At 73.4% G+C, this 24066-nt stretch carries 24 protein-coding genes; 15 read left to right on the top strand and 9 right to left on the bottom strand.

All coding sequences use genetic code 11. The annotated features are described in order from the left end of the window. The first annotated feature begins 19 nt into the window (after positions 1-19). The 3 genes from J4709_RS18400 to J4709_RS18390 are packed head-to-tail and all read left to right on the top strand — an operon-like array spanning position 20 to position 2735. Entirely contained in the window at positions 20-691 is a 672-nt protein-coding gene (locus J4709_RS18400) for a response regulator (RefSeq protein ID WP_208242334.1), read from the top strand. Then, positions 688-2199, top strand: coding sequence for a sensor histidine kinase (locus J4709_RS18395; protein WP_208242333.1), 1512 nt, complete (start codon positions 688-690; stop codon positions 2197-2199). The genes J4709_RS18400 and J4709_RS18395 overlap by 4 nt, the downstream gene beginning before the upstream one ends. Continuing rightward, positions 2196-2735 carry a hypothetical protein gene (locus J4709_RS18390; protein ID WP_208242331.1) on the top strand — a complete coding sequence of 180 codons (540 nt, stop codon included), beginning with the start codon at positions 2196-2198 and terminating at the stop codon, positions 2733-2735. The genes J4709_RS18395 and J4709_RS18390 overlap by 4 nt, the downstream gene beginning before the upstream one ends. A gap of 34 nt (positions 2736-2769) precedes the next feature. On the opposite strand, the gene J4709_RS18385 is transcribed toward J4709_RS18390, so the two are convergent. Continuing rightward, entirely contained in the window at positions 2770-3486 is a 717-nt protein-coding gene (locus J4709_RS18385; RefSeq protein ID WP_208242329.1) for a metal-dependent hydrolase, read from the bottom strand. 220 nt (positions 3487-3706) lie between these two features. On the opposite strand from J4709_RS18385, the gene J4709_RS18380 reads away from it, so the two are divergent. Continuing rightward, positions 3707-4330, top strand: a complete 624-nt coding sequence (locus J4709_RS18380; RefSeq protein WP_208242327.1) for an NAD(P)-dependent oxidoreductase — start codon at positions 3707-3709, stop codon at positions 4328-4330. Here J4709_RS18380 and J4709_RS55625 read toward each other — a convergent pair. Genes J4709_RS55625 through map form a run of 3 tightly spaced genes read right to left on the bottom strand, consistent with a single transcriptional unit; the run spans position 4314 to position 7004 of the window. Continuing rightward, a complete protein-coding gene (locus J4709_RS55625) occupies positions 4314-5351 on the bottom strand; it encodes a DNA polymerase ligase N-terminal domain-containing protein (protein WP_208242325.1) in 1038 nt (345 codons plus the stop codon). The two genes, J4709_RS18380 and J4709_RS55625, sit on opposite strands and share 17 nt — an antisense overlap. A 54-nt stretch (positions 5352-5405) precedes the next feature. After that, positions 5406-6095, bottom strand: a complete 690-nt coding sequence (locus tag J4709_RS18370) for a ComEA family DNA-binding protein (RefSeq protein ID WP_307801342.1) — start codon at positions 6093-6095, stop codon at positions 5406-5408. 57 nt (positions 6096-6152) lie between these two features. Next, positions 6153-7004, bottom strand: a complete 852-nt coding sequence (map, locus tag J4709_RS18365; protein ID WP_208242323.1) for a type I methionyl aminopeptidase — start codon at positions 7002-7004, stop codon at positions 6153-6155. A gap of 69 nt (positions 7005-7073) precedes the next feature. Here map and J4709_RS18360 point away from each other — a divergent pair, with 69 nt between their 5' ends. Then, on the top strand, positions 7074-7253 hold the full coding sequence (locus J4709_RS18360) for a hypothetical protein (RefSeq protein ID WP_173099844.1): 180 nt from the start codon (positions 7074-7076) through the stop codon (positions 7251-7253). A 7-nt stretch (positions 7254-7260) separates the two neighbouring features. Here J4709_RS18360 and J4709_RS18355 read toward each other — a convergent pair whose 3' ends face one another. Next, positions 7261-7827 (bottom strand): hypothetical protein, encoded by a 567-nt coding sequence (locus tag J4709_RS18355; protein ID WP_232383726.1) that lies wholly within the window; start codon positions 7825-7827, stop codon positions 7261-7263. 132 nt (positions 7828-7959) lie between these two features. Here J4709_RS18355 and npdG point away from each other — a divergent pair, with 132 nt between their 5' ends. The 4 genes from npdG to J4709_RS18335 all read left to right on the top strand — a co-directional run bounded on the left by npdG (position 7960) and on the right by J4709_RS18335 (position 11189). Beyond that, positions 7960-8655 carry an NADPH-dependent F420 reductase gene (npdG, locus tag J4709_RS18350; protein ID WP_208242319.1) on the top strand — a complete coding sequence of 232 codons (696 nt, stop codon included), beginning with the start codon at positions 7960-7962 and terminating at the stop codon, positions 8653-8655. Positions 8656-8849: 194 nt separating this feature from the next. Then, on the top strand, positions 8850-9863 hold the full coding sequence (locus tag J4709_RS18345) for an ABC transporter permease (protein WP_208242317.1): 1014 nt from the start codon (positions 8850-8852) through the stop codon (positions 9861-9863). Positions 9864-10102: 239 nt separating this feature from the next. Continuing rightward, positions 10103-10447: a hypothetical protein gene (locus J4709_RS18340; RefSeq protein WP_208242315.1), complete on the top strand. Its 345-nt coding sequence runs from the start codon at positions 10103-10105 to the stop codon at positions 10445-10447. Between the two features lie 10 nt (positions 10448-10457). Further along, positions 10458-11189, top strand: coding sequence for a hypothetical protein (locus J4709_RS18335; RefSeq protein WP_232383704.1), 732 nt, complete (start codon positions 10458-10460; stop codon positions 11187-11189). Between the two features lie 24 nt (positions 11190-11213). Here J4709_RS18335 and panB read toward each other — a convergent pair whose 3' ends face one another. Then, complete coding sequence (gene panB, locus J4709_RS18330) at positions 11214-12083, bottom strand: 3-methyl-2-oxobutanoate hydroxymethyltransferase (protein WP_208242313.1); 870 nt, start codon at positions 12081-12083, stop codon at positions 11214-11216. A 226-nt stretch (positions 12084-12309) separates the two neighbouring features. Between panB and J4709_RS18325 the strand changes: the two genes are divergently transcribed. The 3 genes from J4709_RS18325 to J4709_RS18315 all read left to right on the top strand — a co-directional run bounded on the left by J4709_RS18325 (position 12310) and on the right by J4709_RS18315 (position 16792). Further along, complete coding sequence (locus J4709_RS18325) at positions 12310-13887, top strand: MFS transporter (protein ID WP_307801340.1); 1578 nt, start codon at positions 12310-12312, stop codon at positions 13885-13887. 15 nt (positions 13888-13902) lie between these two features. Next, complete coding sequence (locus J4709_RS18320) at positions 13903-14493, top strand: TetR/AcrR family transcriptional regulator (RefSeq protein ID WP_208242311.1); 591 nt, start codon at positions 13903-13905, stop codon at positions 14491-14493. A 193-nt stretch (positions 14494-14686) separates the two neighbouring features. Continuing rightward, entirely contained in the window at positions 14687-16792 is a 2106-nt protein-coding gene (locus J4709_RS18315) for a SpoIIE family protein phosphatase (protein ID WP_208242309.1), read from the top strand. A 114-nt stretch (positions 16793-16906) separates the two neighbouring features. Here the strand turns inward: J4709_RS18315 and J4709_RS18310 are convergent, their stop codons facing one another. Then, positions 16907-18691, bottom strand: coding sequence for an NAD+ synthase (locus tag J4709_RS18310; protein ID WP_208242306.1), 1785 nt, complete (start codon positions 18689-18691; stop codon positions 16907-16909). A 36-nt stretch (positions 18692-18727) separates the two neighbouring features. Further along, positions 18728-19987, bottom strand: coding sequence for an MDR family MFS transporter (locus tag J4709_RS18305; protein WP_307801339.1), 1260 nt, complete (start codon positions 19985-19987; stop codon positions 18728-18730). A gap of 72 nt (positions 19988-20059) precedes the next feature. Here J4709_RS18305 and J4709_RS55620 point away from each other — a divergent pair, with 72 nt between their 5' ends. Further along, complete coding sequence (locus J4709_RS55620; protein ID WP_208242304.1) at positions 20060-21052, top strand: ArsR/SmtB family transcription factor; 993 nt, start codon at positions 20060-20062, stop codon at positions 21050-21052. A 168-nt stretch (positions 21053-21220) separates the two neighbouring features. On the opposite strand, the gene J4709_RS18295 is transcribed toward J4709_RS55620, so the two are convergent. Further along, positions 21221-22231, bottom strand: a complete 1011-nt coding sequence (locus J4709_RS18295) for a terpene synthase family protein (protein WP_232383703.1) — start codon at positions 22229-22231, stop codon at positions 21221-21223. 183 nt (positions 22232-22414) lie between these two features. On the opposite strand from J4709_RS18295, the gene J4709_RS18290 reads away from it, so the two are divergent. Beyond that, positions 22415-23233 carry a transporter substrate-binding domain-containing protein gene (locus J4709_RS18290; protein WP_307801337.1) on the top strand — a complete coding sequence of 273 codons (819 nt, stop codon included), beginning with the start codon at positions 22415-22417 and terminating at the stop codon, positions 23231-23233. Continuing rightward, positions 23230-24063 carry an amino acid ABC transporter permease gene (locus J4709_RS18285; protein ID WP_307801336.1) on the top strand — a complete coding sequence of 278 codons (834 nt, stop codon included), beginning with the start codon at positions 23230-23232 and terminating at the stop codon, positions 24061-24063. The genes J4709_RS18290 and J4709_RS18285 overlap by 4 nt, the downstream gene beginning before the upstream one ends. The last annotated feature ends 3 nt before the right edge of the window (positions 24064-24066 follow it).

Genomic DNA, 24066 nt, shown 5'->3' with positions numbered 1-24066 from the left:
AGGCCCCAATAATGTCCGGGTGGCGAGCATTCTCTTCGTCGAGGACGATCCGTCCGCGCGCACCGCGCTCGAGCTGGCGCTCACCCGCCAGGGGCACAGCGTGACCTCCCGCTCCACCGGGGAGGACGGGCTCGAGGCGCTCCGCGCGCGCCGCCCGGAGATCGCGATCCTGGACGTGATGCTGCCCGGCATCGACGGCATCGAGGTGTGCCGGCGGATCCGCCGCGGCGACCCGCTCCCGGTGATCCTGCTGACCGCCCGCGGCGACGACCTGGACGTCGTCCTCGGCCTGGAGGCGGGCGCCGACGACTACGTCGTCAAGCCCGTCGAGCCGCGGGTGCTGGACGCGCGGATCCGCGCGGTGCTGCGCCGCGCCGAGACCCGCGCCGACATCGCCGCCTACGGCGACCTCGTCATCGACCGGGGGTCGCTGAAGGTGACCAGGGCCGGGACCGACGTCCGGCTCACCCCGACCGAGCTGCGGCTGCTGCTGGAGCTGGCCCGGCGGCCCGGCCAGGCGCTGACCCGCCAGCATCTGCTGGCGGAGGTGTGGGAGCACACCTACCCGGGCGACTCGCGGCTCGTCGACGCCTGCGTGCAGCGGGTCCGCGCCAAGATCGAGGACGAGCCGGCCGAGCCGCGGCTGATCGAGACCGTGCGCGGTTTCGGCTACCGGTTCGTCGCGCCGTGACGTGGCCGCGCCGGTTCACCGGGCTGCGGGTCCGGCTCGTCGCCGCTTTCACGGGGGTGGCGCTGCTGGCCTCGGTGCTCGCGTCCGGCCTCTCGTACGTCCTGCTGCGGCGGGTGATGCTGCAGCGCACGCAGGACTCGGTGCTGACCCAGGTCCGCGACACGCTGGCCCAGCAGATCCCGCAGCAGATGCCGCCCGACACCGAGCCCCTCCTCGCCTCCCAGCTGGAGCACGCGCTGTCCGGTCCGGGCCGTTCGGCGGTCGCGGTGCCCGTGCCGCTCGACGGAAGCGCGCCGACGCCGCCGAAGGTCGGCCTGGACGTGCCCGTCAGCGCCGAGTTCGCGCGGCGGGCGATGCGCGAGATGGTGTTCCAGCGGATCGTGGTCAAGTCCCGTCCCGAGCTGGAGGGCCACCCCTACCTGCTGGTCGGCGCCCGGGTCACCGGCTACACCACGACGTCGGACGAGCCGCGGCGGACCACGCCGCCGATGGTGTTCGTCTCGGTGGACCTCGGCCGCGAGGCGGCCGACCTGCGCGCGTTCACCCGGGCGCTCGTCATCGCCGACGCGGCCGCGCTGCTGGCGGCGCTGCTGCTCGCGCTGCTCGCGACCCGCGGGGTGCTGCGCCCGGTGCGGCGGCTCGGCGCGGCCGCCCGCGCCCTCGGCGCCGGCCAGCTGGCGACGCGGGTCCGGGTGCGCGGCCACGACGAGCTCGCCGACCTCGCCCGCACCTACAACCACTCCGCCGCCGCGCTCGAGCGGACGGTGGCGGAGCTGCGCGCGATGGAGGCGGCGTCCCGCCGGTTCGTCGCGGACGTCTCGCACGAGCTGCGCACGCCGCTGACCTCGATGATCGCGATGACCGGCGTGCTGGCGGAGGAGGCCGACGGCGACGGGGGCGCGGCGCGGCTGGTGGCGGAGGAGACCCGCAGGCTCGGCCTGCTGGTCGAGCACCTGATCGAGATCAGCCGGTTCGACGCGGGCGCCGCCGCGCTCGTCCTGGACGACGTGAAGCTGGCGGAGGCGGTCGCCGGCACGCTGTCGGCGCGCGGCTGGACGGACCGGGTGGCGGTGCAGGGGCCGGGCGACCTGTTCGTCCGGGCGGACCCGCGCCGCCTCGACGTGATCGTGGCGAACCTGGCCGGCAACGCGCTCAAGCACGGCGCCCCGCCGGTGGTGCTGCGCTTCGGCGCGGAGGCGCGCGGCGAACCGGGCGTGGTGGTCACCGTCACCGACGGCGGTCCCGGGATACCGGACGATCTGCTCGGCGTGGTCTTCGACCGGTTCGTGAAGGCGGAGGCGGCCCGGTCCCGCAGCGAGGGCAGCGGGCTCGGGCTGTCGATCGCGAAGGAGAACGCCGTCCTGCACGACGGGACGCTGGAGGCCGCCAACGGGCCGGACGGGGGAGCGGTGTTCACGCTGTGGCTGCCCGCCCGCTCGGACGGCGGCGATATCGGCGACGGTGATGACGGCGGCGAGGACGAGGACGGGGACGGGGAGCGCGCATGAGGACGCGGTGGACGCGGAGTGTCCGGGCGCTCGCGGCGGCGGCGGCCGTCGCGGGGGCCGCGGCGTCGGCGGGCTGCGGCGTGCGGCCGACGGGGGTGCTCAGCGCGGGCAGCTTGCCGGTCGCCGGCGGCAGGGCCGCGACCATCAAGATCTACCTGGTGAAGGACGGCGCCCTGTTCCCCACCGTCCGCCCCGGGCTGCCCGGCCGCCCCTACCTCGCGCTCGAGCAGCTCGGCGTGCCGGTCACCGCGCAGGAGCGGCTCGCGGGCCTGTCCAATTCCGTCCGGCCGCAGCAGATCAGGGTGACGCAGGACCAGCCGCCCGGCATGATCACCGTGTGGGTGGACGACGCCGGCCCGGAGGGGCTGAGACCGGCGCGCGGCTCGCACTGGCCGCGCCTCGCGCTCGCCCAGGTCGCGTGCACCGCGGAGGCCATCCCCGGGGTCGTGAAGGGCGTGCTGCTCGAGACCTCCGCCGGCCGGCCGGGGCGCGCCCGGGTCCAGTTGGCCTGCGAGGACTTCGCCGACCTGCGCTGATGGCCCGGCCACCCCGGGCCCGGCCGGCCGTCGGTCAGCCCTTGGTGAGCCAGTTGGTGGCGACGTCGCCGAGCGCCGACCGGATCGCCAGGATGGCGATGCCGAGCATCAGCACCGGCCCGACGACCCAGTGCTCGACCTTGCCGTTCGTCCGCGGCACCACCGGTACCTCGATCCGCCAGGGCAGCGGCCAGAACACCGGGCAGCCGCGCGGTGTCAGGCAGTCCCCGGCCACGTGCGCGAGGCAGCCGAGGGTGACCGCGAACCCGACGAAGCTCATGTCGATCTTGTGCATCAGCCAGACGGCGATCAGCGCCAGCGCGCAGTCGGCCAGCGCGGACTGCGGCTCGCGGCCCTCGAAGTCGAGGCCGACGCCGCGCAGCCCGAGCCCGACGATCATGAACAGGCAGGCCCACCACGCGTACACGTAGTGGGTGGCCAGGGTGTCCATCGCCCAGCCGATGCCGACCGCGAACAGGATCGAGTGGGTGGCGTGCCGGTGCCCGCCCGAGATCTTCCCGATCCACTTGCACATGTGGTGGGTGATGGGCCCGTAGGTGTTGGCGATGCGCCCGTTGTGGTGGTCGATGTCGGGCAGGATCGCCGCGCCCGCGCACACCACCGCGCCCGCCGCGACCTGCTCGGGCGACAGCGACACCGCGAAGTCCCCGAGCAGCCTCTCCTGGCCGAGCACCGGCACCGCGGCCAGCCACGCCAGCGCGCCGCTCAGCGCGTGCGTCTTCCCCATCATGGGCAGTTCCCCCGCTTTCCGCACACCGTCCGCCGCCCGGTTCAGGGCGGGACTCTAGCCCGCTACTGATCGTTTTCAGCGGCGGCGCGCCGAAGCGGATGCCACGTCCCTTTGATGCGGAATGCGGCGCCCCGGTTCCCCGTTGCCAGGCACGGGTGGGTAAGGGACCCGACACCGAACGGACAGCATCGCCTGCTGCACTGACACGGAGGACGACGACATGAGGATCCTGCTGATAGGCGCGACCGGAATGATCGGCCGGCGGGTCGCCGACGAGGCGCGCCGCCGCGGCCACGAGGTCACCGGCGTGACCCGCAGCGGCGGCGAGGGCACCGCGAAGGCGGAGGCGCACGACGCCGACGCCGTCGCCGCGCTGGCGAAGGGCCACGACGCGGTGGTGATGGCCGTCTCGCCGCCCCGCGACGGCTCCGAGCCGGAGGGCCCGCTGCTCGCCGCCGGGCGCGGCGTCATGGAGGGGACGCGCAAGGCGGGCGTGCGGCGCCTCGTCGTGGTCGGCGGCGCCGGCAGCCTGGAGGCCGCGCCCGGCCTCCGGCACGTGGACGAGCCCGGCTTCCCGGACATGTACAAGGCGGAGTCCCTCGCGCAGGCGGCGCTGCTCGACGTCGTCCGCGCCGAGGCCGGCGGCCTCGACTGGACCTACATCTCGCCCGCGCAGGTCATCGAGCCCGGCGAGCGCACCGGCGTCTTCCGCCTCGGCGGCGACCGGCTGCTCCGCGACGCCGACGGCGACAGCCGCATCAGCGCCGAGGACTACGCCGCCGCGCTCGTCGACGAGCTGGAGAACGGCGACGCGATCGGCCGCCGCATCACCGTCGCGTACTGACCGGGATCAGCCGCCAGGCACTGGACTCCTCGCCCGGCTCGTACGGGGAGTCCAGCCGCTTGGCGACCACGCCCGGCAGCCCCTGCCCGGCGGCGGTCTCCCGCACCGCGTCGCCGTCGGCCGGATACCACGGCGCCGTCTGCCAGGACGGCCCCGACAGCTCCAGCCCGTCCAGCAGGGCGCGGCGCTCCCGGTACGGGACGTCCAGCAGCGGCCGGCCGTCCAGATGCGGCACGTCGAACACCATGTAGGTCTCGCGGCCGTCCAGCACGGCCAGCTCCCCGTCCAGCACCGCCGGACGGGCGCCGAGCTGACCGCCGAGCCGCGAGCCGAGCCCGGCGGGGCCGCCGGCCTCGCGGCCCCGGCCGTCGGTGAACCGCGTCCGGCCGCCCTCCACGTACGCCAGCAGCCGCCGGCCGCCCCACGCGAACTCGAAGCCCCACGCGTCCTGGTTCCGCGGCATCCGCGCCCCGCGGACCGGGCGCATCGGCCGCAGCGTCTCCGGCAGCGGCTCGGCGTCCGGGTCGGCCGGCGGGTCCATCCGGTGGATCATCCAGTTCTTGCCGCGCGTCCTGAACAGCACGTACCGGCCCGACACCCGCGAGCCGTGCACGACGACCTTCACCTCGCGCTCGGACCACTTCTCCGTCTCGTACGTCCCGCGGTCCCAGATCGTCACCGTGCCGCCGCCGTACTCGTCCTGCGGGATGTCGCCCTCGAACGTCGCGTACTCCAGCGGATGGTCCTCGGTGTGGACGGCCAGATGGTTCGTCTTCGGGCTCCACGGCAGCCCCTTCGGCACCGCCCAGGACACCAGCACGCCGTCCCGCTCGAAACGCAGGTCCCAGTGCAGGCTGGAGGCGTGGTGCTCCTGGACGACGAACGTGTCGTCGTCGCCGTGCGGCAGCGCCTTCTCCTCGGGGACGGGCTCTGGGGTCCGGTGGGGGTCGCGCTTCCCGCGGTACTCGGCGAGCCGGTCGCCGCCCCTGCGCGCGTCCTTCTTGCCCTTCTTCTCCGTCACGCCCGCCACATACCCGCGATCAGCGGATGAAGACGGCCGGACCGGGCAGGCGGCTCAGCGGATGAAGACGGCGTAGTCGGCGACGTCGCCGGTCAGCTGCGGCGGCAGGCCCGCCACCGCCGACATCTCCTCGGCGGACACGAACCCGCCGGTCTCCGCCCGCACCCGCTCGATCCGCGCCGCCAGCTCCGCGGTGATGCCGGGCAGCAGCGCCAGCGCCTCCACCGGCGCGTGGTTCACGTCGATCAGGCCGCCGTCCTTGTACTGGCGCGGCAGGTCCGGACGGCCGATCCGCAGCTCCTTGGCCAGGCCCGGGTCGCTCGCCGCCAGCTCCCGCGCCTTCACCCGCAGCAGCCGCTGCCGCCGCACCCGCTCCACGACGGCCTCGTTGTCGATGCCCGCCAGCCCGTGCGGGTCGAACACGCGGCGCCGGATCAGGAACGCGTGCCCGCACCCCACCACCGCCAGCAGGAACAGCAGCACGCCCACCGCCTGCTGCGCGCCGTCCTGCTTGCCGATGTCCGGCAGCAGGTACAGCATCAGCGAGAACACGCCGATGTAGACCGCCGACGACACCAGCAGATGCGCGCTGCGCCGCCACAGCGCCGCCGCCGCGAACGTGAACGGCGTCGCGTACCCCAGCGTCAGGAACGGCAGCGCCGCCCACGTCACGCTCAGCGCGGCCCGCCCCGGCGGCATGCTGTCGGACGGAACCCTCGGCTCGTACGGCGCTGGCTCGTTCACAGGCGGATTCTCCCGGCCGGGTCGCTGGCTGAACGGGACGCTAGGGCGATGAAGGGGTCACGGGAGGGTGAGGATCTCGTGGCCGTCCCCGGTCACCAGCAGCGTGTGCTCGAACTGCGCCGTCCGCTTGCGGTCCTTGGTGACGACCGTCCAGCCGTCGTCCCAGATGTCGTAGTCGAAGCTGCCGAGGGTCAGCATCGGCTCGATGGTGAACGTCATGCCCGGCTCGATGATCGTCGTGGCGTTCGGGTCGTCGTAGTGCGGGACGACCAGGCCCGAGTGGAACGTGGTGCCGATCCCGTGCCCGGTGAAGTCGCGGACGACCCCGTACCCGAACCGCTTGGCGTAGGACTCGATGACCCGCCCGATCACGTTCAGCGCGCGCCCCGGCTTGACCGCGCGGATGCCGCGCATCGTCGCCTCGTGGGTGCGCTCCACCAGCAGCCGCGACTCCTCGTCCACCTCGCCGCACAGGAACGTCGCGTCGGTGTCGCCGTGCACGCCGTCGATGAACGCGGTGATGTCGACGTTGATGATGTCGCCGTCGCGCAGCACGGTGTCGTCGGGGATGCCGTGGCAGATCACCTCGTTGATCGAGGTGCACAGCGACTTGGGGAACCCGCGGTAGCCGAGGGTGGACGGGTAGGCGCCGTGGTCGAGCATGAACTCGTGGCCGATGCCGTCCAGCTCGTCGGTGGTGACCCCGGGCCGGACGTGCTTGCCGACCTCCTCCAGCGCCTGCGCCGCGATCTTGCCGGCGACCCGCATCCGCTCGATGATCTCGGGTGTCTTGACGTCCGGCTCGCCGGTCTTCGGCCGCTTCTTCCCCACGTACTCCGGGCGCGGGATCTGCGCCGGGACCTTGCGCATGGGAGAGATGTTGCCGGGCCGGAGAAGCTGGGTCGTCATAGTGATGGAGTGTAGTCAGCGGGATCGCGGCAACGAATCCCGCGCGACGCGTGATCGGAAGGAGCGCCGATGGCCGGTGACGAGGGTGACTGGTGGTTCTGCCTGAAGCACATGAAGGTCGAGCACGGGTCCGGGTGCCCGAACAAGGATCGGATGGGCCCGTACCCGACCGAGAGCGCCGCGGCCGGCGCGCTGGCGCTGGCGCGCGAGCGCAACGAGGCGTGGCGCAAGGGCGAGGGCGAGGACTAGCCGGGCGCTAGTCGACGGTCGGCCCGGTCACCGCCTCGAGCAGCCGCGCGAGGCGGTGCCGCAGGCCGCGGGCGCCGCGCGCGGGCTCCTCGCCCGCCGCGGCGCTCACCAGGTGCTGCGCGCCGTCGAACGACAGCAGCGCCTCGCCGGCCGGGACGGTCAGCGCCTCGTGCGCCAGCCCCTCCAGCTCGCGGTCGCCGCCGTCCAGCGCGAGGACCGTGGCGCCGACGCGGCGCGCGTCGTCGACCCGCTCCAGCAGCGGGACGGGCGCCTCGTCCTCGGCGACGACGAACAGCGTCTCGCCGCGGCGCGCCTCCTCCAGCCGGGACAGCCCGATGCTCAGGTGCGGCGGCGCGTCCTGCGGCGGCGACCAGCGCACCAGGGTCGGCGCGAGGCCCGGCGCGTCGCCGAGCCGCGACTCGTCGTCCAGGTGGGCGGCCAGGTGCCAGGGGTCGCCGCCGGGCGTGCCGACCAGCAGCAGCCCGCCGGGGGTGCGGGAGGTGACCCGCAGGGCGCGCCCGAAGTCCCGGGTGCGCTCCAGCCAGCCGGTGGCGGACAGCACCTCGCGCAACATCACGATCTGCTCGGCGTCCACCGGTCCATGGTGCCGCACGGGACGCGGGCGGCACGCCGCTTTCGCGCGACCCGGGAGGACGGGGGAGGGCGAGGGGAGGCGGCCCGGAGCGCGCCTGGCAGACTCGGCGGCATGACTGAGCAGCAGCAGAAGACGCCCTACGACCTCCCCGACGTCGGCGGCCTCACGATCGGCATCCTCGGCGGCACCGGGGACCAGGGCAAGGGCCTGGCGCGCCGGTTCGCGCTGGCCGGCCACCGGGTGGTCATCGGGTCGCGCAAGGCGAAGCGGGCGCAGCAGGCCGCCGACGACCTCGGCGCGGACCTGCCCGTCTCGGGCGCGGAGAACGCGGCCGCCGCGAGCGGCGCGGACGTGGTGGTCGTCGCGGTGCCGTGGGACGGGCACAAGGCGCTGCTGGAGTCGCTGCGCGAGGAGCTCGCCGGCAAGATCGTCGTGGACTGCGTGAACCCGCTGGGCTTCGAGAAGGGCAAGGGCGCGTTCGCGCTGCCGGTGGAGGAGGGCAGCGCCGCCGAGCAGGCCGCGTCCGTGCTGACCGGCAGCCGCGTCGTCGCCGCGTTCCACCACGTGTCCGCCAAGCTGCTGCTGGACCCCGAGGTGGCGGAGATGGAGCTGGACGTCCTCGTCCTCGGCAACGACCGGGAGGCGACCGACCTGGTGCAGGCGCTCGCGGGCCGCATCCCCGGCATGCGCGGCGTCTACGGCGGACGGCTGCACAACGCCGGGCAGGTCGAGGCGTTCACCGCGAACCTCATCTCGATGAACCGCCGCTACAAGGCCCACGCGGGCCTGCGCATCACCGACGTCTGACGGCCGCCGCCGTCCGCCTGGGCCCGTTCCCTTCCGGGGGGCGGGCCCGTCGCGTTGAGCACCCGTCTCGACATTTCCGGCCAACGCCGCGGCGGAATCTTGGGGACATCCGACCATGCCGCCCGCGCGCTCGCCCCGTTAGCGTGCGGGTGAGGGAACGCTTCAAGTCCGGCGGGCGGACGGGGTGAACGGCTGTGCTCGCCTACATCACGCGGCGCTTCCTGAGCGCCGCGGTCATGCTGCTGCTGGTCACCCTGGTGACGTTCGGCACGTTCTTCTGGCTGCCCAAGCTCGCGGGGCAGACCACCGACCAGATCGCCGCGTCCTACGCGGGACGGGCCTCGACCGTCCAGGCGATCGAGGCGACCAAGCAGCGGCTCGGCCTCGACCAGCCGGTCCTGGTGCAGTACTGGCACTACCTGAAGGCGATCGCCGTCGGCCGGGACTACGACGCGGGCCCGGTCACCGACCACTGCCCGGCGCCGTGCCTCGGCTACTCGTTCCGCAGCAGCCGGCCGGTGCTCGGGACGCTGGTCGACCGGGCGCCCGCGACCGCGTCGCTGGCGGCGGGCGCCGCGGTGATCTGGCTCGCGACCGGCGTCGGGACCGGCGTCGTGTCGGCGCTGCGCAAGGGATCGCTGTGGGACCGCACCACCATGATCATCGCGCTGAGCGGGGTGTCGCTGCCGATCTACTTCACCGGCCTGGTCTCGCTCGCGCTGTTCTCCTACACCTGGCGGATCCTGCCCGGCGGCGGCAGCTACCGGCCCCTCACCGCCGACCCGGGGATGTGGTTCCGGGCGCTGGTGCTGCCGTGGGTGACGCTCGCGTTCCTCTACGCGGCCATGTACGCGCGGCTGACCAGGGCGGGCATGCTCGAGACGATGAACGAGGACTTCATCCGCACCGCCCGCGTCAAGGGGCTGCCGGAGGCGGTCGTCGTGACCAAGCACGCGCTGCGGGCCTGCATGACACCGATCGTGACCGTCTTCGGCCTCGACCTCGGGCTGCTGCTCGGCGGCGCGGTGCTGACCGAGAACACCTTCAGCATCCCCGGCCTCGGCGAGCTCGCGATCACCTCGATCCAGAGCGGCGACCTGCCCATGGTCCTCGGCGTCACCCTGCTCACCGCGATGTCGGTCGTGGTGTTCAACCTGGTCGTCGACCTCCTGTACGCCGTCATCGACCCGCGGGTGCGGATCGGCTGACGGGGACGGAGCCGCCGTGCCGCCGCGCGATCCGGCCGCGGGCGTGGCGCGTTCCGGCCAGGAAGGCGACAATGGCGGGAGCGGTAGCCGACCGCGGCGCGTCCAAGTGCTGACGTTGGGGCATGGATGGGACGGGCGGGCGCGCCCCGCGGCGGCGCACGCCGTGGGGACTGCTGCGGCGGTTCCGCCGCGCCGGCTCCGGCGCCGCCTATGATCGGCATGCGACAGGGCAGGTGAAGATGAGGCAGATCCGGTCCGCGGACCCGTGGAGCGCGTTCCTGGCCCCTCCGGGCCGCGCCGGCGGAGCGGGGGCGCCGAGCGCGCCGGCCGCGCCGGACGCCCCGGGAGCGCCGCGGCCGCGCGGCGAGACGGCCGAGACGGCCGAGGCGGGCGGCGACGACGCCTACGGCCGGGTGCTCGACCGGCTGCGGTCCGCGGACGGGCCGCTGTCGCTGGCGGAGATCCGGCACGCGACCGGGCTCGGGCTGCGCGAGGTGGCCGACGCGGTGGAGCGGCTGCGCGACCGGGGGCTGGTCTCGATCGAGCGGGAGATCGACGAGGTCGTCCGGCTGACCGGGCGGTGATCTGACCCGCATGGCCGGATACCTCGTCGCGGTCGCGCTGAGCTGCCTGGTCGGCGTCGCCGAGCTGGTCAGCCGGTACCGGGACCGCCCCACGACGCTCGTCCGGGTGCCGAGCACCTGGGCGTACGTGCTGATCAACGGGGGAGCGGGCGCCGGGTCGCTGCTGCTCCTGCACACCTTCGGCTGGCGGTTCGGGGTGCGCTCGCCGGACGTGGCCGATGCGACGCAGGTGCTGGTCGCGAGCCTAGGCTCGATGATGGTGTTCCGCAGCGCGGTGTTCACCGTCCGGGTCGGCGACGAGGACGTCGCGGTCGGGCCGAGCACGCTGCTGACCTCGCTGCTGGCCGCCGCGGACCGGGGCGTCGACCGGATGCAGGCCAAGACCCGCGCGCAGGAGGCGGGGGAGATCATGCGCGGGGTGTCGTTCGCCAAGTCGAAGCTGGCGCTGCCGACCTACTGCCTGGCCCTGCTGCAGAACGTCCCCGCCGACGACCAGGCGGACCTGCGCACCGCGGTGGACGCGCTCGCCGGCAGCGAGATGACCGACGGGCAGATGGCCCTCAACCTGGGGCTGCTGCTGATGAACGTGGCGGGCCCGGACGTGCTGCGCTCGGCCGTCGAGACGCTGCGCGAGGAGATCAGGGCCGATGCCCCGCCGCACGTCTCGCCCGCGCGCAACGGCCAGGCCCACGAGGGCCGGACGGGCGACGGCGAGCTGATCCGCTCGAACCCGGACCAGTAGCCGCCGCCCTCACGTCCCCCGAACTCAGTGGTAGGAGTGCTCGGGGGCGGGGTAGACGCCGGTGACGACCTCTTCGGCGTAGGTGCGCGCGGCGTCGCCGAGCACGGTGCCGATGTCGGCGAACTTCTTGACGAACTTCGCGGTGTGCGGGGTGAGGCCGGCCATGTCCTGCCAGACCAGCACCTGCGCGTCGGTCTGGTTGCCGCCGCCGATGCCGATGGTGGGGATGGACAGCGACGCGGTGACGCGGGCGGCGAGGTCCTCGGGGACGCATTCGAGCACGACGGAGAACGCGCCCGACGCCTCCAGGGCCTTGGCGTCGGCCATCAGCTCCTCGCCGGCCTGGCCGCGGCCCTGCACCCGGTAGCCGCCGAAGACGTTGACGGACTGCGGGGTGAGGCCGAGGTGGCCCATCACGGGGATGCCGGCGGAGACCATCGCCTCGACCTGCGGCAGGATCCGGCGGCCGCCCTCGACCTTGATCGCGTGCGCGCCGGTCTCCTTGAGGAACCGGGTGGCGGCGGCGAGCGCCTCGGGGACGCCGGTCTGGTAGGAGCCGAACGGCAGGTCGGCGACGACCATCGCGCGCTTGGAGCCGCGCACGACCGCGGCGGCGAGCGGGATGAGGTCGTCGACCGTGACGGGGATGGTCGAGTCGTAGCCGTACACGACCATCGCGGCGGAGTCGCCGACGAGCAGCACGGGGATGCCGGCCTCGTCGAAGATCCGCGCGGTGAGGGCGTCGTAGGCGGTGAGCATCGGCCACTTCTCGTGCCGCTCCTTGGCGGCCGCGATGTCGCGGACGGTGACCCTTCGCCCGCCGGTGCCGCCGTAGAGCGCGGCCGGCTGCGCGGGGGGCGTTGCGGGGGAGGACGGCGCTGCAGAAGAAGACATGGAGAACCTCCGGTCTTGAGGCGCCACGGTGGCGTACCCAGACGGATCCGATGGTGCCACTTCGAAAACGATTCGGGTACCCCCCGGGATTCCCCGATCCGCCGGGCGCCGGCCGGAACAAATTACGAAACGCTACGGTTGCGTATCGAAGCAGGGCGGCGTACGCTCCCTACGAAACGACACGTACCCGTATCGCATTCCCCCCGTCCACGATCCAAGGAGCGCTGTGGACTCCCAGACCGTCCAGCGGCGCCGGTGGTACATCCTCGGCGTGCTGACCGTGAGCCTGCTGGTGGTGGTGCTCGACAACACCATCCTCAACGTCGCGCTCAAGACCATCGCCGACCCCGACAAGGGCCTCGGCGCCACCCAGAGCCAGCTCGAATGGGCGATCAACTCCTACACGCTGGTCTTCGCCGGGCTGCTGTTCACCTTCGGCGTCCTCGGCGACCGCCTCGGCCGCAAGCGCGTGCTGATGGGCGGCATGGCCGTGTTCGCCCTCGCCTCGCTGGTGTCGGCGTACGCCCAGTCGCCCGAGCAGCTCATCTACGCCCGCGCCCTGATGGGCCTCGGCGGCGCCGCGGTCATGCCGCAGACGCTGTCGATCATCACCAACGTGTTCGAGCCGCACGAGCGCGCCCGCGCCATCGGCATCTGGGCCGGCGCCGTCGGCCTCGGCGTCGCCATCGGCCCCCTCACCGGCGGCCTGCTGCTCGCCCACTTCTGGTGGGGCTCGGTCTTCCTGATCAACGTGCCGGTCATCGTCGCCGGCGTCACGCTGATGGCGTTCCTCGTGCCCGAGTCGCGCAACCCGAACCCCGGCCGCCTCGACCCGCTCGGCGTCGTGCTGTCGGTCGTCGGCCTCGTCGTGGTGTCGTACGGCATCATCCAGGGCGGCGACAAGGGCGAATGGCTGACCCTGAGCACCCTCGGCCCGATCCTCGCCGGCCTCGCCGTCCTCGCCCTGTTCGTCTGGCACGAGGCCCGCACCGCCTCGCCCGCCTTCGACGTCCGGCTGTTCAAGGACGCGCGCATGTCGGCCGCCGTCGCGTCCATCGCGCTGTGCTTCTTCGCCGCGACCGGCGTGTTCTTCTTCGCCAACTTCTACATGCAGTCGGTGCGCGGGCTGAGCCCGCTGCAGTCCGGCCTGATGGTGCTGCCGTTCGCCGCCGCCCAGCTGATCTTCTCCCCGCGCAGCGCGTCGCTGGTCCGCCGGTTCGGCGCCAAGGCCGTCTGCACGTCCGGGCTGCTGGCGGTCACCGTCGCGCTCGTCGGCTACCAGTTCGTCGGCACCACCACCCCGCTGTGGGTGCTCGGCGCCGTGTTCTTCGTGCAGGGCGCCGGCATGGCCAACGTGATGCCGCCCGCCACCGAGTCGGTCATGTCCGCGCTGCCGCGCGAGAAGGCCGGCGCCGGATCGGCCGTCAACAACGTCGCCCGCCAGGTCGCCGTCGCGATGGGCGTCGCCGTCCTCGGCTCCGTCGTCGCGTCGGTCTACCGCGGCGACCTGCACGACCGGCTCGCCGCGCTGCCCGCCGGCGCCCGCGAGGCCGCCGGCGAGTCCATCGAGGGCGCGCACGCCGTCGCCGCCCGGATGGGCGCCGCCGGGCACGGCCTCATCGGCCCCGCCGACACCGCGTTCGTGCACGCCATGCACACCGCGTCGATCGCCGCGGCCGTCGTGTCCTTCCTCGGCGCCATGGTCGTGCTGAAGTGGATGCCCGGACGCGCCGCAGCCGTTCCCGCCGCGGCGGCGGACCAGGCGGCTCCGCAACCGGCGGAACCGGAGAAGGCCCGCGTGTGAGAACGTGAGCATGCGATGAACGACACGACGACCAACCGCGCACCGGGACGCCCGCGCAGCGAGCGGGCCGAGAAGGCCATCATCGAGGCCACCCTCGACCTGCTCGCCGCGGAGTCCGGGGTCGCCGCCGTCTCCATCGAGGCGGTGGCGGCCCGGGCCGGCGTCGGCAAGACGACGATCTACCGGCGCTGGCCCAGCAAGGAGGCGCTGATCGTGGGCGCGCTCGGCGCGGCCAAGGGCGAGCTGCCCCGGCCGTCCGGCGCGTCCGTCCGCGAGGACCTCCTGGAGATCGCGCGGACCTTCGCCGCCGAGCGCAAGAAGCGCTACTCCCGCTGCTTCTGGAACGTGGTGGGCGGCGCGGAGAAGCACCCCGAGCTGTACGCCCGCTACAAGCAGGACGTCATCGAGCCGCGCCGCGCCGTCATCCGCGAGGTGCTGCAGCGCGGCGTCGAGACCGGGGAGCTGCGCGCCGACCTCGACATCGAGGCCGGCATCTCGATGCTGACCGGGTCGCTGTCCACCAAGACCCCGCAGGAGACCCTCCCGGAGGGCTACGCGGAGACCGTCGTGGACCTCCTCCTGACCGGGATCGGCGCCCCGTCCTGACCGGATCCGGCGGGGCGGGGCGGGGCCGCGGAGGCCCTTGTCCTCGGGAGATATCGCCCGGGAACCCGCATACCGCACGGTTTTCGTCGCGGTAACCGTGATCTTCTCCCGCCGATCACGTGTCATGCCCCATACTGTCGCTGGGTAGTGCTAAGACGACCGGCTGTCTGGAGCGCGTCAGGTGAGATCCGTCATGGCGCCGCGAGGCGATGCGCCCGCCACCGATTCGGCGTCCCGGACCCTGGTCCTGGGCGTGGACGGGGCCCGGCGGGTCGTCCAGTGCGGACCCAACAGCGCGGCCGTCATCGGCCGCGCCCCGCAGGAGCTGATCGGCCGCCCGGCCGCCGACCTCGTCGCCGACGAGGCCAAGGCCGAGCTGGAGACCCTGCTGGAGGCCCTGGCCGCCGGGCAGGAGCGCACCGCCGTGCTCGCCGTCCCGCGCGGCGACGGCGGACCGTCCCCGGACGCCGTCGTCACCGCCCAGCCGATGCTCGGCGGCGACGCCGGCACCGGCCCCGCCGGGCTGCTGTACGTCCGGGTCCCGCTGCCGCCCAGCGAGCGCTACCAGGACCCGGCGCTCATGCGCCGCGCCCTGATGGACGACCAGCTCACCCGGTTCGGCGCGTCCCTCGACCTCGACCAGTCCGCCCGCGGCCTCGTCGACGTCGTCGTCCCGCACTACTGCAACGCCGCGTCCGTGCTGGTGCTGGAGAGCCTCGTCGCCGCCGACGAGGTGCACAGCGAGTCCGGCTCGGCCGTGCTGCGCCGCATCGCCGTCACCTCCGACGACGGCAACCCCGCCTGGGGCGCCACCTTCCCCGTCGGCGAGGTCCTGGTGTTCCCCGAGGGCACCCCCTACCGCCAGGTGATGGAGACCGCCCAGCCCGTCCACCTGCCGCACATCGACGCCGCCGCCGCCGGCGACATCGGCGCCAAGTGGCGCCGCAACCCCGCCGGCGACCTGCTCAGCGGCGTGTCCATGGTGCTGCTGCCGATGATCGCCCGCGACACCCTGCTCGGCTTCATCGCCTGCACCCGCATCCCCGGCTTCCGCAAGTTCGACGCCTACGACGTCGAGATCGGCATGGAGTTCGCCGCCCGCGCCGCCATCGTCATCGACAACGCCCGGCAGTTCAGCCGCGAGCGCTCCACCGCGCTCGCGCTGCAGCGCAGCCTGCTGCCGCTGCGGCTGTCCGCGCCGTCCTCGGTCGAGGTCCGGCACCGCTACCTGCCCGGCAGCAAGCTCGTCGAGGTCGGCGGCGACTGGTACGAGTCGATCGCGCTGCCCGGCGCCCGCGTCGCGCTCATCGTCGGCGACGTCGCCGGGCACGGCGTCCGCGCCGCCGTCACCATGGGCCGGCTGCGCACCGCGCTGCACACCCTCGCCAACCTGGAACTGCCGCCCGCCGACGCGCTGCACGTCATGCACGAGCTGATGATCGAGCTCGGCGAGCAGGAGCCGCACTTCGCCACCTGCGTGTACGCGGTCTACGACGCCACCACCGGCACCATCGAGATCGCCTCCGCCGGGCACCTGCCGCCGCTGCTGGCCGCCCCCACCGGCGACAACGAGTACCTGACCGTCCCGCCCGCGCCGCCGCTCGGCGTCGCCGGCGGCGCCGCGATCGAGAGCCGCGAGTTCACCGTCGAGGACGGCAGCCTGTTCGTCATCTACACCGACGGCCTCGTCGAGAACCGCGGCCGCGACATCGACGACGGCCTCGCCCGCCTCAAGGGCATCTTCGGCCCCGGCGCCGTCGACCGCCCGATGGAGGACCTCGCCAAGGCCACCCTCGCCGGCGTCTACGCCGACCAGCACCGCGACGACATCGCCGTCCTCATCGCCCGGCTGCGCCGCATCCCCGAGGACCGGTTCGTCTCCTGGACGCTGCCCGCCGACCCCGCCGCCGTCCGCCGCGCCCGCGGCCTCGTCCGCACCCGCCTGGAGGAATGGGGCCTGGACGAGCTGGACTACACCACCGAGCTCCTCGCGTCCGAGCTCATCACCAACGCGCTGCGCTACGCGCCCGGCCCGATCGAGCTGCGGCTGCTGTTCGAGCGCACCCTCGTCTGCGAGGTGCTGGACCGGTCCGCCGCGCTGCCGCGGCTGCGCCGCGCCGAGGACGACGACGAGAACGGCCGCGGCCTCCTCGTGGTCAGCCAGCTCGCGCACCGCTGGGGCACCCGCCGCACCGCCGCGGGCAAGGTCGTCTGGTGCGAGCAGATCGTCCCCGGCATCGACCCCGACCCGGTCGACCTGGACTCGGCCTGGCCCGGCGAGAGCCACCACCGCGAGTGACCGGGGGCCGGCTCAGCGCCGGACGCGTTCGTCTTCGTCATGCCGACGCACAACGTGCGGGTGTGCTGAGGACGCGCCGGCGAGCGCGCCCGGCGCGCGCTCCGGGGCCGGCGGTCAGCCGCCCTCGCGCCAGCGGGTGGTGATGGGGAGGCGGCGGTCGCGGCCGAAGTTCTTCGGGGTGATCTTGGGGCCGGGCGGGTACTGGCGGCGCTTGTACTCGGCGAGGTCGACGAGGCGGATGACGCGGTCGGCCAGGGCGGGGTCGTGGCCGGCGGCGACGAGGGCGTCGCGGCCGAGGTCGCGCTCGACGTAGTCGGCGAGGAGCGGGTCGAGGACGGCGTAGTCGGGGAGGCTGTCGATGTCGCGCTGCCCGGGGCGCAGCTCGGCGGACGGCTCCTTGCCGATGATCGCCTGCGGGATCGGCTCCTGCGCGAACGGGTGCAGGAACGGCAGGTCGACGCCGGCCTGGGTGTCGCGCCAGCGGGCGAGGTCCCACACGGTGGACTTGAAGACGTCCTTGATGGGGGCGAACCCGCCCGCGGAGTCGCCGTAGAGGGTGGAGTAGCCGGTGGCCAGCTCGCTCTTGTTGCCGCCGGTGAGGACGAGGTGGCCGTGCTCGTTGGACAGGCCCATCCAGACGTTCGCGCGGATGCGGGCCTGCAGGTTCTCGGCGGCGAGGCCGTGCAGGTCCAGTTCGTCCTCGAACGCGTCGACCATGCCGGCGATCGGGACGATCCGGGCGTTGATCCCCTGGCGTTTGACGAGCTCCTCGGCGTCGGTGACCGAGCCCTCGGAGGAGTAGCGGCTCGGCAGCAGGACGGCGTGCACGTTCTCGGGGCCGAGGGCGTCGGAGGCGATGGTGGCGACGAGCGCGGAGTCGATGCCGCCGGACAGCCCGAGGATGACGGAGCGGAAGCCGTTCTTGCGGACGTAGTCGCGGGTGCCGAGGACGAGCGCGGCGTAGATCTCGGCCAGGTCGTCCAGCGGGCCGGCGACGGTCTGCGGTGCGACGGGGTAGGCGGGCACCGGGCGGGCGGACAGCTCGACCCGGTCGACGGTGATGGTGGTGCCGTCGTGGGCGTCGACCGGGGTGCGGCCGGGCTCGGCGGGGCCGGCGGCGGGCAGCGCGAGGTCGGCGACGAGCAGGTGCTCGACGAACTGGGGCGCGCGGGCGAGCAGGGAGCCGTCCGCGCCGACGATGATCGAGTCGCCGTCGAAGACCAGCTCGTCCTGGCCGCCGACCATGTTGACGTAGGCGAGCGCGCAGCCGGCCTCGCGGGCGCGCGCGGCGCACAGGTCGAGGCGGACGTCGTCCTTGTCGCGCTCGTAGGGGGAGGCGTTGAGGACGAGCAGCAGCCCGGCGCCGGCCTCGCCGGCGACGCTGACGGGGCCGCCGTCCTGCCAGAGGTCCTCGCAGATCGCGGTGGCGACGTCGACGCCGTGGACGCGGACGACGGGGAGCCGGTCGCCGCGCACGAAGACCCGGTACTCGTCGAAAACGCCGTAGTTGGGCAGGTGGTGCTTGGCGGACCGGACGAGGACCTCGCCGCGGTGCAGCCAGGCGGCGGCGTTCAGCGGCAGGCCGGACGGCTGCCCGGCGCGGACGAGCCCGACGGGCGGCCGGTTGAGATGGCCGGTGACGACGGGCAGGTCGCCGAGGCCCTCGCCGGCGAGCCGCGCGGCGAGGCGTTCGAGGGCGAGCCGGGACGCCTCGACGAAGGAGCCGCGCAGGGCGAGGTCCTCGACGGGGTAGCCGGTCAGCATCATCTCCGGGAAGGCGGCCAGGTGCGCGCCCGCGGCGGCGGCGCGGGCGGCCCACTCCACGATCAGGTCGGCGTTGCCGTCGAGGTCGCCGACGGTCGGGTTCACCTGCGCGAGCGCGATCCTCAGCTGTGCCACGGGGCCAAGCCTAGTTCCGCCGCGGCGGTTTCGTCACTATGACGAAAAGGAGTCCTCGATCACGGCGGCGCGGCGCCGCCGGACGGCCGGGGCGAGCACGAGCTGCCCGGCGGCGGCGCCGAACGCCAGGCCGGTGCAGCTCAGCCAGAGCAGCGCCGGCCCGCCGGCGCCGAGCAGCTGCGTGCCCCCGAGCGGCGCCAGCAGGAACCCGCCCGACCACGCCATCCCGTACAGGCCGCTGTAGCGGCCCCGCAGGTGCGACGGCGCGAGGTCCGCGACGACGGCCTGCAGCACGGACGCGGCGATGATCTCGCCGAGCGTCCAGACCAGGATCGTCGCGGTGAAGCCGGGCAGCGAGGACACCAGCGCGGTCAGCCCGTAGCCGGCGCCCACCAGCACGAACCCGGCCACCAGCACCAGGCTGTGGTCGCGCCGGCTCAGCCACGCGTTGACCAGCGGCTGCACGATGATGATCAGCACGCCGTTGGCGGCGATCGCGAGGCCGTAGTCCTGCGGCCCGAGCCCCGCCTCCTTCATCGCGAGCGGCATCGTGGTCATGCCCTGCATCAGCACGAACGTGTAGCACAGCAACACCGCCGCGTAGCCGACCATGACGCGGTCGCGCAGCACCTGGACGAACCCGCCCGGCCCGTCCTCCGGGCCGGCGCCGCGCACCCGGGTCTCCGGGACGGCGCGCCACACCAGCACCCCGAACGCCGCGCAGGTCAGCGCGTCGATCCAGAACAGCAGCTGGAAGCCCTCGCGGGCCAGGGTGCCGCCGAGCACCATCGAGAACGCCCAGCCGAGGTTGATCGCCCAGAACAGCAGCCCGAACGCCCGCGGCCGCTCCGCGGGCGAGATGATGTCGGCGACCATCGCCTGCGACGCGGGCCGGTACATGTCCAGCAGCAGCCCGAGGACGAGCGCCGCGACCGTGATCATCGCGATCCCGTGCGCGTAGCCGAGCGCGAGCATCGCCGCGCCCGTCCCGACGGTCGCGATGGTCAGCGTCGCGCGCCGGCCGATCCGGTCGGCGAGCGCGCCGCCCGCGATCTGCCCGGCGAACGAGCCCGCGCCCAGCACGGCCATCACGGCGCCCGCCTGCCCGAGCGACAGGCCCCGCGCCGTGGTCAGGTACAGGCCGAGGAACGGCTCGACCATCGTGCCGAGCCGGTTGAGCAGAGTGCCCGCCCACAGCACCCAGAACGTCCGGGGCAGGCCGCCGACCCGCGGCCGCAGGAACGTCGCGATCCGGCCCGCCGGGGGACCGACAGGAGTGTCGTCCAATGTGGTCACTTGCCCGATGGTCCGGGAACGCGACGGACATCGGCATTGATTTAGTGTGGGCTAAATGACCGAGGTCGCGCAGTGATCGAGTTCGTGTTCGCGCCGGACGACGCCGCCCGCGTCCGGTTCGCGTTCTCGCCGCTGCTGGAGCTGGTCCGCAGCCTGCGGGTCCTCGCCGACCCGTCCGGGCACGCCCTGCACCTGCCGTGGGTGCACGGCGTCCGGCCGCGGCTGCGCGGCATCGACATGGCGCCGCTGATGGCGGCCGTCCCCTCGTGGGGGTACATCCCCGACTTCCTCACGCCGCCGCCCGGCACGCCGCTGCCCGACCTGGACGCCGAGCTGGAGATCGTCCGGAGCACGCCGCCGGAGGTCGTCGCCGCCGAGCTGCTGTGGACCGAGCGCGGCGGCCGGGCCGGGCCCGAGCGCCTGGCGATGGCGGCCGAGCCCGAACGGACCCTGGAGACCCTCGCCGGCCTGCTGGAGCGGTACTGGTCCGCCGCCGTGGAACCGTACTGGCCGCGCCTGCGCGACCTCCTTGAAGGGGACATCCTGCGCCGCGCCCGGGCGCTCGCGGCGCACGGCACCGCCGGCGTGTTCGGCGACCTGCACGACGACGTCTCGTGGCGCTCGGGGACCCTGGTGATCGACCGGTGGTGGGAGTTCCGCGGCGAGCTGCTGGGCCGCGGGCTGCTCCTGGTGCCGAGCGCGTTCGTGTGGCCGAACGTCTCGGTGATGGCGCCGCCGTATCAGCCCATGCTCAGCTATCCGCCGAACGGCGTCGGGACGCTCTGGGAGACCGGCCGTGACCGCGACGCGGGCCCGGGCGCGCTCGCCGCGCTGATCGGGCGCCGCCGCGCCGAGCTGCTCACCGCCCTCGCCACGCCCGCGTCCACGACGGAGCTGGCCGCCCGGATGGGCGTGACGCCCGGCGCGGTCAGCCAGCACCTCGGCGTCCTGCGCGCCTGCGGCCTGGTCACCGGCCACCGCCTGGGCCGCCGAGTCCTCTACGCCCGCACCCCGTCCGGCGACACCCTGGCCACCGCCGCCCAGGAAACCAACCCCCGCCCGTAGGACGATCGTCAGCCGATCGTCCGTAAGACCGGCCCGCGCGGACCTTCGCGTTGCGATCGCGAGCGAAGCCAAGTTCGAGCCTGCGAGAACTTGATCGCGCAGCGAGGCCCCCAGGGCCGAGCCGGAGCGATGCAGCGATCGCCGCGGAATCCGCCGAAGGAGGGCGCCCTAGCGCCCGACGCCAAGGATTCTGCAATCAGAAAGAGCGTTCAGGCGGAGCTGGGCGGGTGCGGCGGATTCGTAGCGGCCGGATTCGGCGAGCCAGTCCATGTGGGCGCGCGGGGTGTCCAGCAGGACTTTGACGACCTGCGCGGCGGCGGCGCGTTGCGCGACGGTCAGCTGCAGCCGGTCGAGCATCTCCGGTAGCCGGCGGGCCGCCTTCCATGCCTGTTCGAGCCGTGCGGCGATGCGGTCGGCGACCAGTTCGGCGGCCTGCTCGGGCGCGAGGTGGTGTGCCGCGGCGAGGACGGCCGGGAGGCCGTGCACGTCGCCGCGTGCGCTCTCCATCTCGTGCGAGGCGAGGTCGTTGGACCAGGCGACGACGTCCGCGACGCTCTCGGCGACCGTCAGCCAGCGGGGCGTGCGCAGCAGCCGCGCGGGCAGTTCGACGCCGAGCACGGGCTCGACGAGGTCGTAGAGGAAGGGCCCGCACGCCCGGCGGCGCAGCGCCGGGTACTCCGGCGGCGTCGGGACGTGCCGGATGCGGCGGTTCACGGCCTCTTCGGCGCAGCCGTCGCGGTGCGCCTCCAGTTGCAGGATGAACCGCCTTCGCCAGTCCCGGCTCATCCCCTTGGACGTGGCCTGCCACAGTTCGACCAGCGCGGACTCCAGCGGGCGGGCGCCGGGCCGGGCGTGGCCGCGCCGCATCGCGCGCAGCAGGTCGTCGTAGAGGGCGTGCACGGCGCTGCCGCTGTCGGCGAGCGGCGGATGGTCGAGGGTGTCGTCCAGTGCGAGCGCCCAGGTGAGCCAGCGCGCGAACAGGTCGACGGAGGCCAGTTCCGCGTCCGGGAAGACGCGGGCGGCCAGTCGCTCGCAGCGGGCGCGGCCGAGCGGCGAGGTGTCCGGATCTCCGAGCACCAGGCCGCGGCCGCGCGCCCAGGCCTCCACCTGCGCGCCCAGCTGCCAGGACTCCGGGTGCATGGCCGACGGGGAGGCCAGCGCGGCCGCCCGGTCGGTCATCGAGAGTAGAAGAGAGATGTCCACGACACGGCCCACGCTAATGATCAACGTCCGGCGGGACCATGATCGCAACGTCAATTCTCGGGCAACACCGTGCGCGCCGGGTCAGGGCGGGGTATGCCGTGCGCCCAGGTCGGCATGGCATAGTTCGGGGATCGCGAAGAGCTCGACTCAGGAGGAAACGTGTCCAGACGGACCATGCGTTGGGCACTGGGCGCGGGTGTCGCCGCCCTTGCGCTGACCGCTTCGGCGTGCGGCGGCAGCGACGGCGCGACCGTGCAGGGCGTGAAGCTGATCAAGAAGGGCGCGCTGACCTCGTGCACCCATCTGCCCTACCCCCCGTTCCAGGTGGAGCAGGGCGGCAAGGTGGTCGGCTTCGACGTCGACATGATCGACCTCGTCGCCAAGAAGCTGGGCGTGACGCAGAAGGTCGTCGACACCCCGTTCGAGACGATGAAGACGGGTGCGGCGCTGAACGCCGGCAAGTGCGACATCGTCATGGGCGGCATGACGATCAAGCCGGACCGGGTGAAGTTCATGGACGTCAGCGAGCCGTACTTCGACGCCACGCAGTCGCTCATGGCGAAGAAGGGCAGCGGCATCACGAGCCTGGAGGACGTGAAGGCCAAGAAGCTGAAGCTCGGCTCGCAGGCGAGCACGACCGGTGAGGACTTCGTCAAGGGCAAGGGCTACGACCCGTCCTCGTTCGACAACTCCAACGCCGAGCTGGACGGCCTGCGCACCGGCCAGGTGGACGTGATCGTGCAGGACGACCCGGTCGTCAAGGGCTGGCTGAAGGACCCGGCGAACTCCAAGTACGAGATCGTCGCGAACCTCAACACCGGCGAGCAGTACGGGTTCTGGATCCGCAAGAACTACAACAAGAAGCTGGTAGAGCTGACCAACCAGGCGATCCAGCAGGCGAAGCAGGACGGCACCTACAAGAAGATCTACGAGAAGTGGATCGGTCCGATGCCCGCCGCGGCCGGTAAGCCGTCGTGACCGCGGACCAGGTGACGCCCGTCGCGGCGCCCGGCGGGATGTCCCGCCGGGCCCGCCGGCGGCTGTCGCTGGGCGGCCAGTACGGCCTGTTCATCGTCATCGTGGTGCTGGTCGCGTCGGTGGCGAACTGGCAGCAGCTGCACACGAACTTCGCCAACTGGCAGGTCGCCAAGGGGCTCTTCCCGGAGATCATCACCGTCGGGCTGCGCAACACCGCGACCTACACCGCGGTCGGGTTCGGCATCGGGCTGGTGCTGGGCCTCGTCATCGCGCTGATGCGGCTGTCGCCCGTGCTGCCGTACCGCTGGTTCGCCACGGCCTACATCGAGACGTTCCGCGGCCTGCCGCTGCTGCTGATCTTCATCTTCGTCGGCGTCGGCGTGCCGCTGGCGTTCCCCGGCACGAACATCCCGGGCGGCGCGGTCGGGCAGGCGGGCCTGGCGCTCGGGCTGGCCGCCGCCGCGTACATGGCGGAGACGATCCGGGCCGGCATCGAGGCCGTCCCGAGGGGGCAGCTGGAGGCGGCGCGCTCGCTCGGCATGTCGCAGGGCCGCGCGATGCGGTCGATCATCCTGCCGCAGGCGTTCCGGATCATCATCCCGCCGCTCACCAACGAGCTGGTGCTGCTGTGCAAGGACTCCTCGCTGGTGCTGTTCCTCGGCATCACGCTGGAGCAGCGCGAGCTCACCAAGTTCGGCCGGGACCTCGCCGGCCAGCAGGGCAACACCACGCCGATCATCGTGGCGGGCATCTGCTACCTGATCATCACGATCCCGCTGAGCCTGCTGGCCAGGCGGCTGGAGGCGCGGCAGCGCAGGGAGCAGCGATGACGA

Source organism: Actinomadura violacea, from assembly GCF_017573465.1.
Classification (GTDB): domain Bacteria; phylum Actinomycetota; class Actinomycetes; order Streptosporangiales; family Streptosporangiaceae; genus Spirillospora; species Spirillospora violacea.
This window is presented reverse-complemented; position numbering and strand designations above follow the sequence as displayed.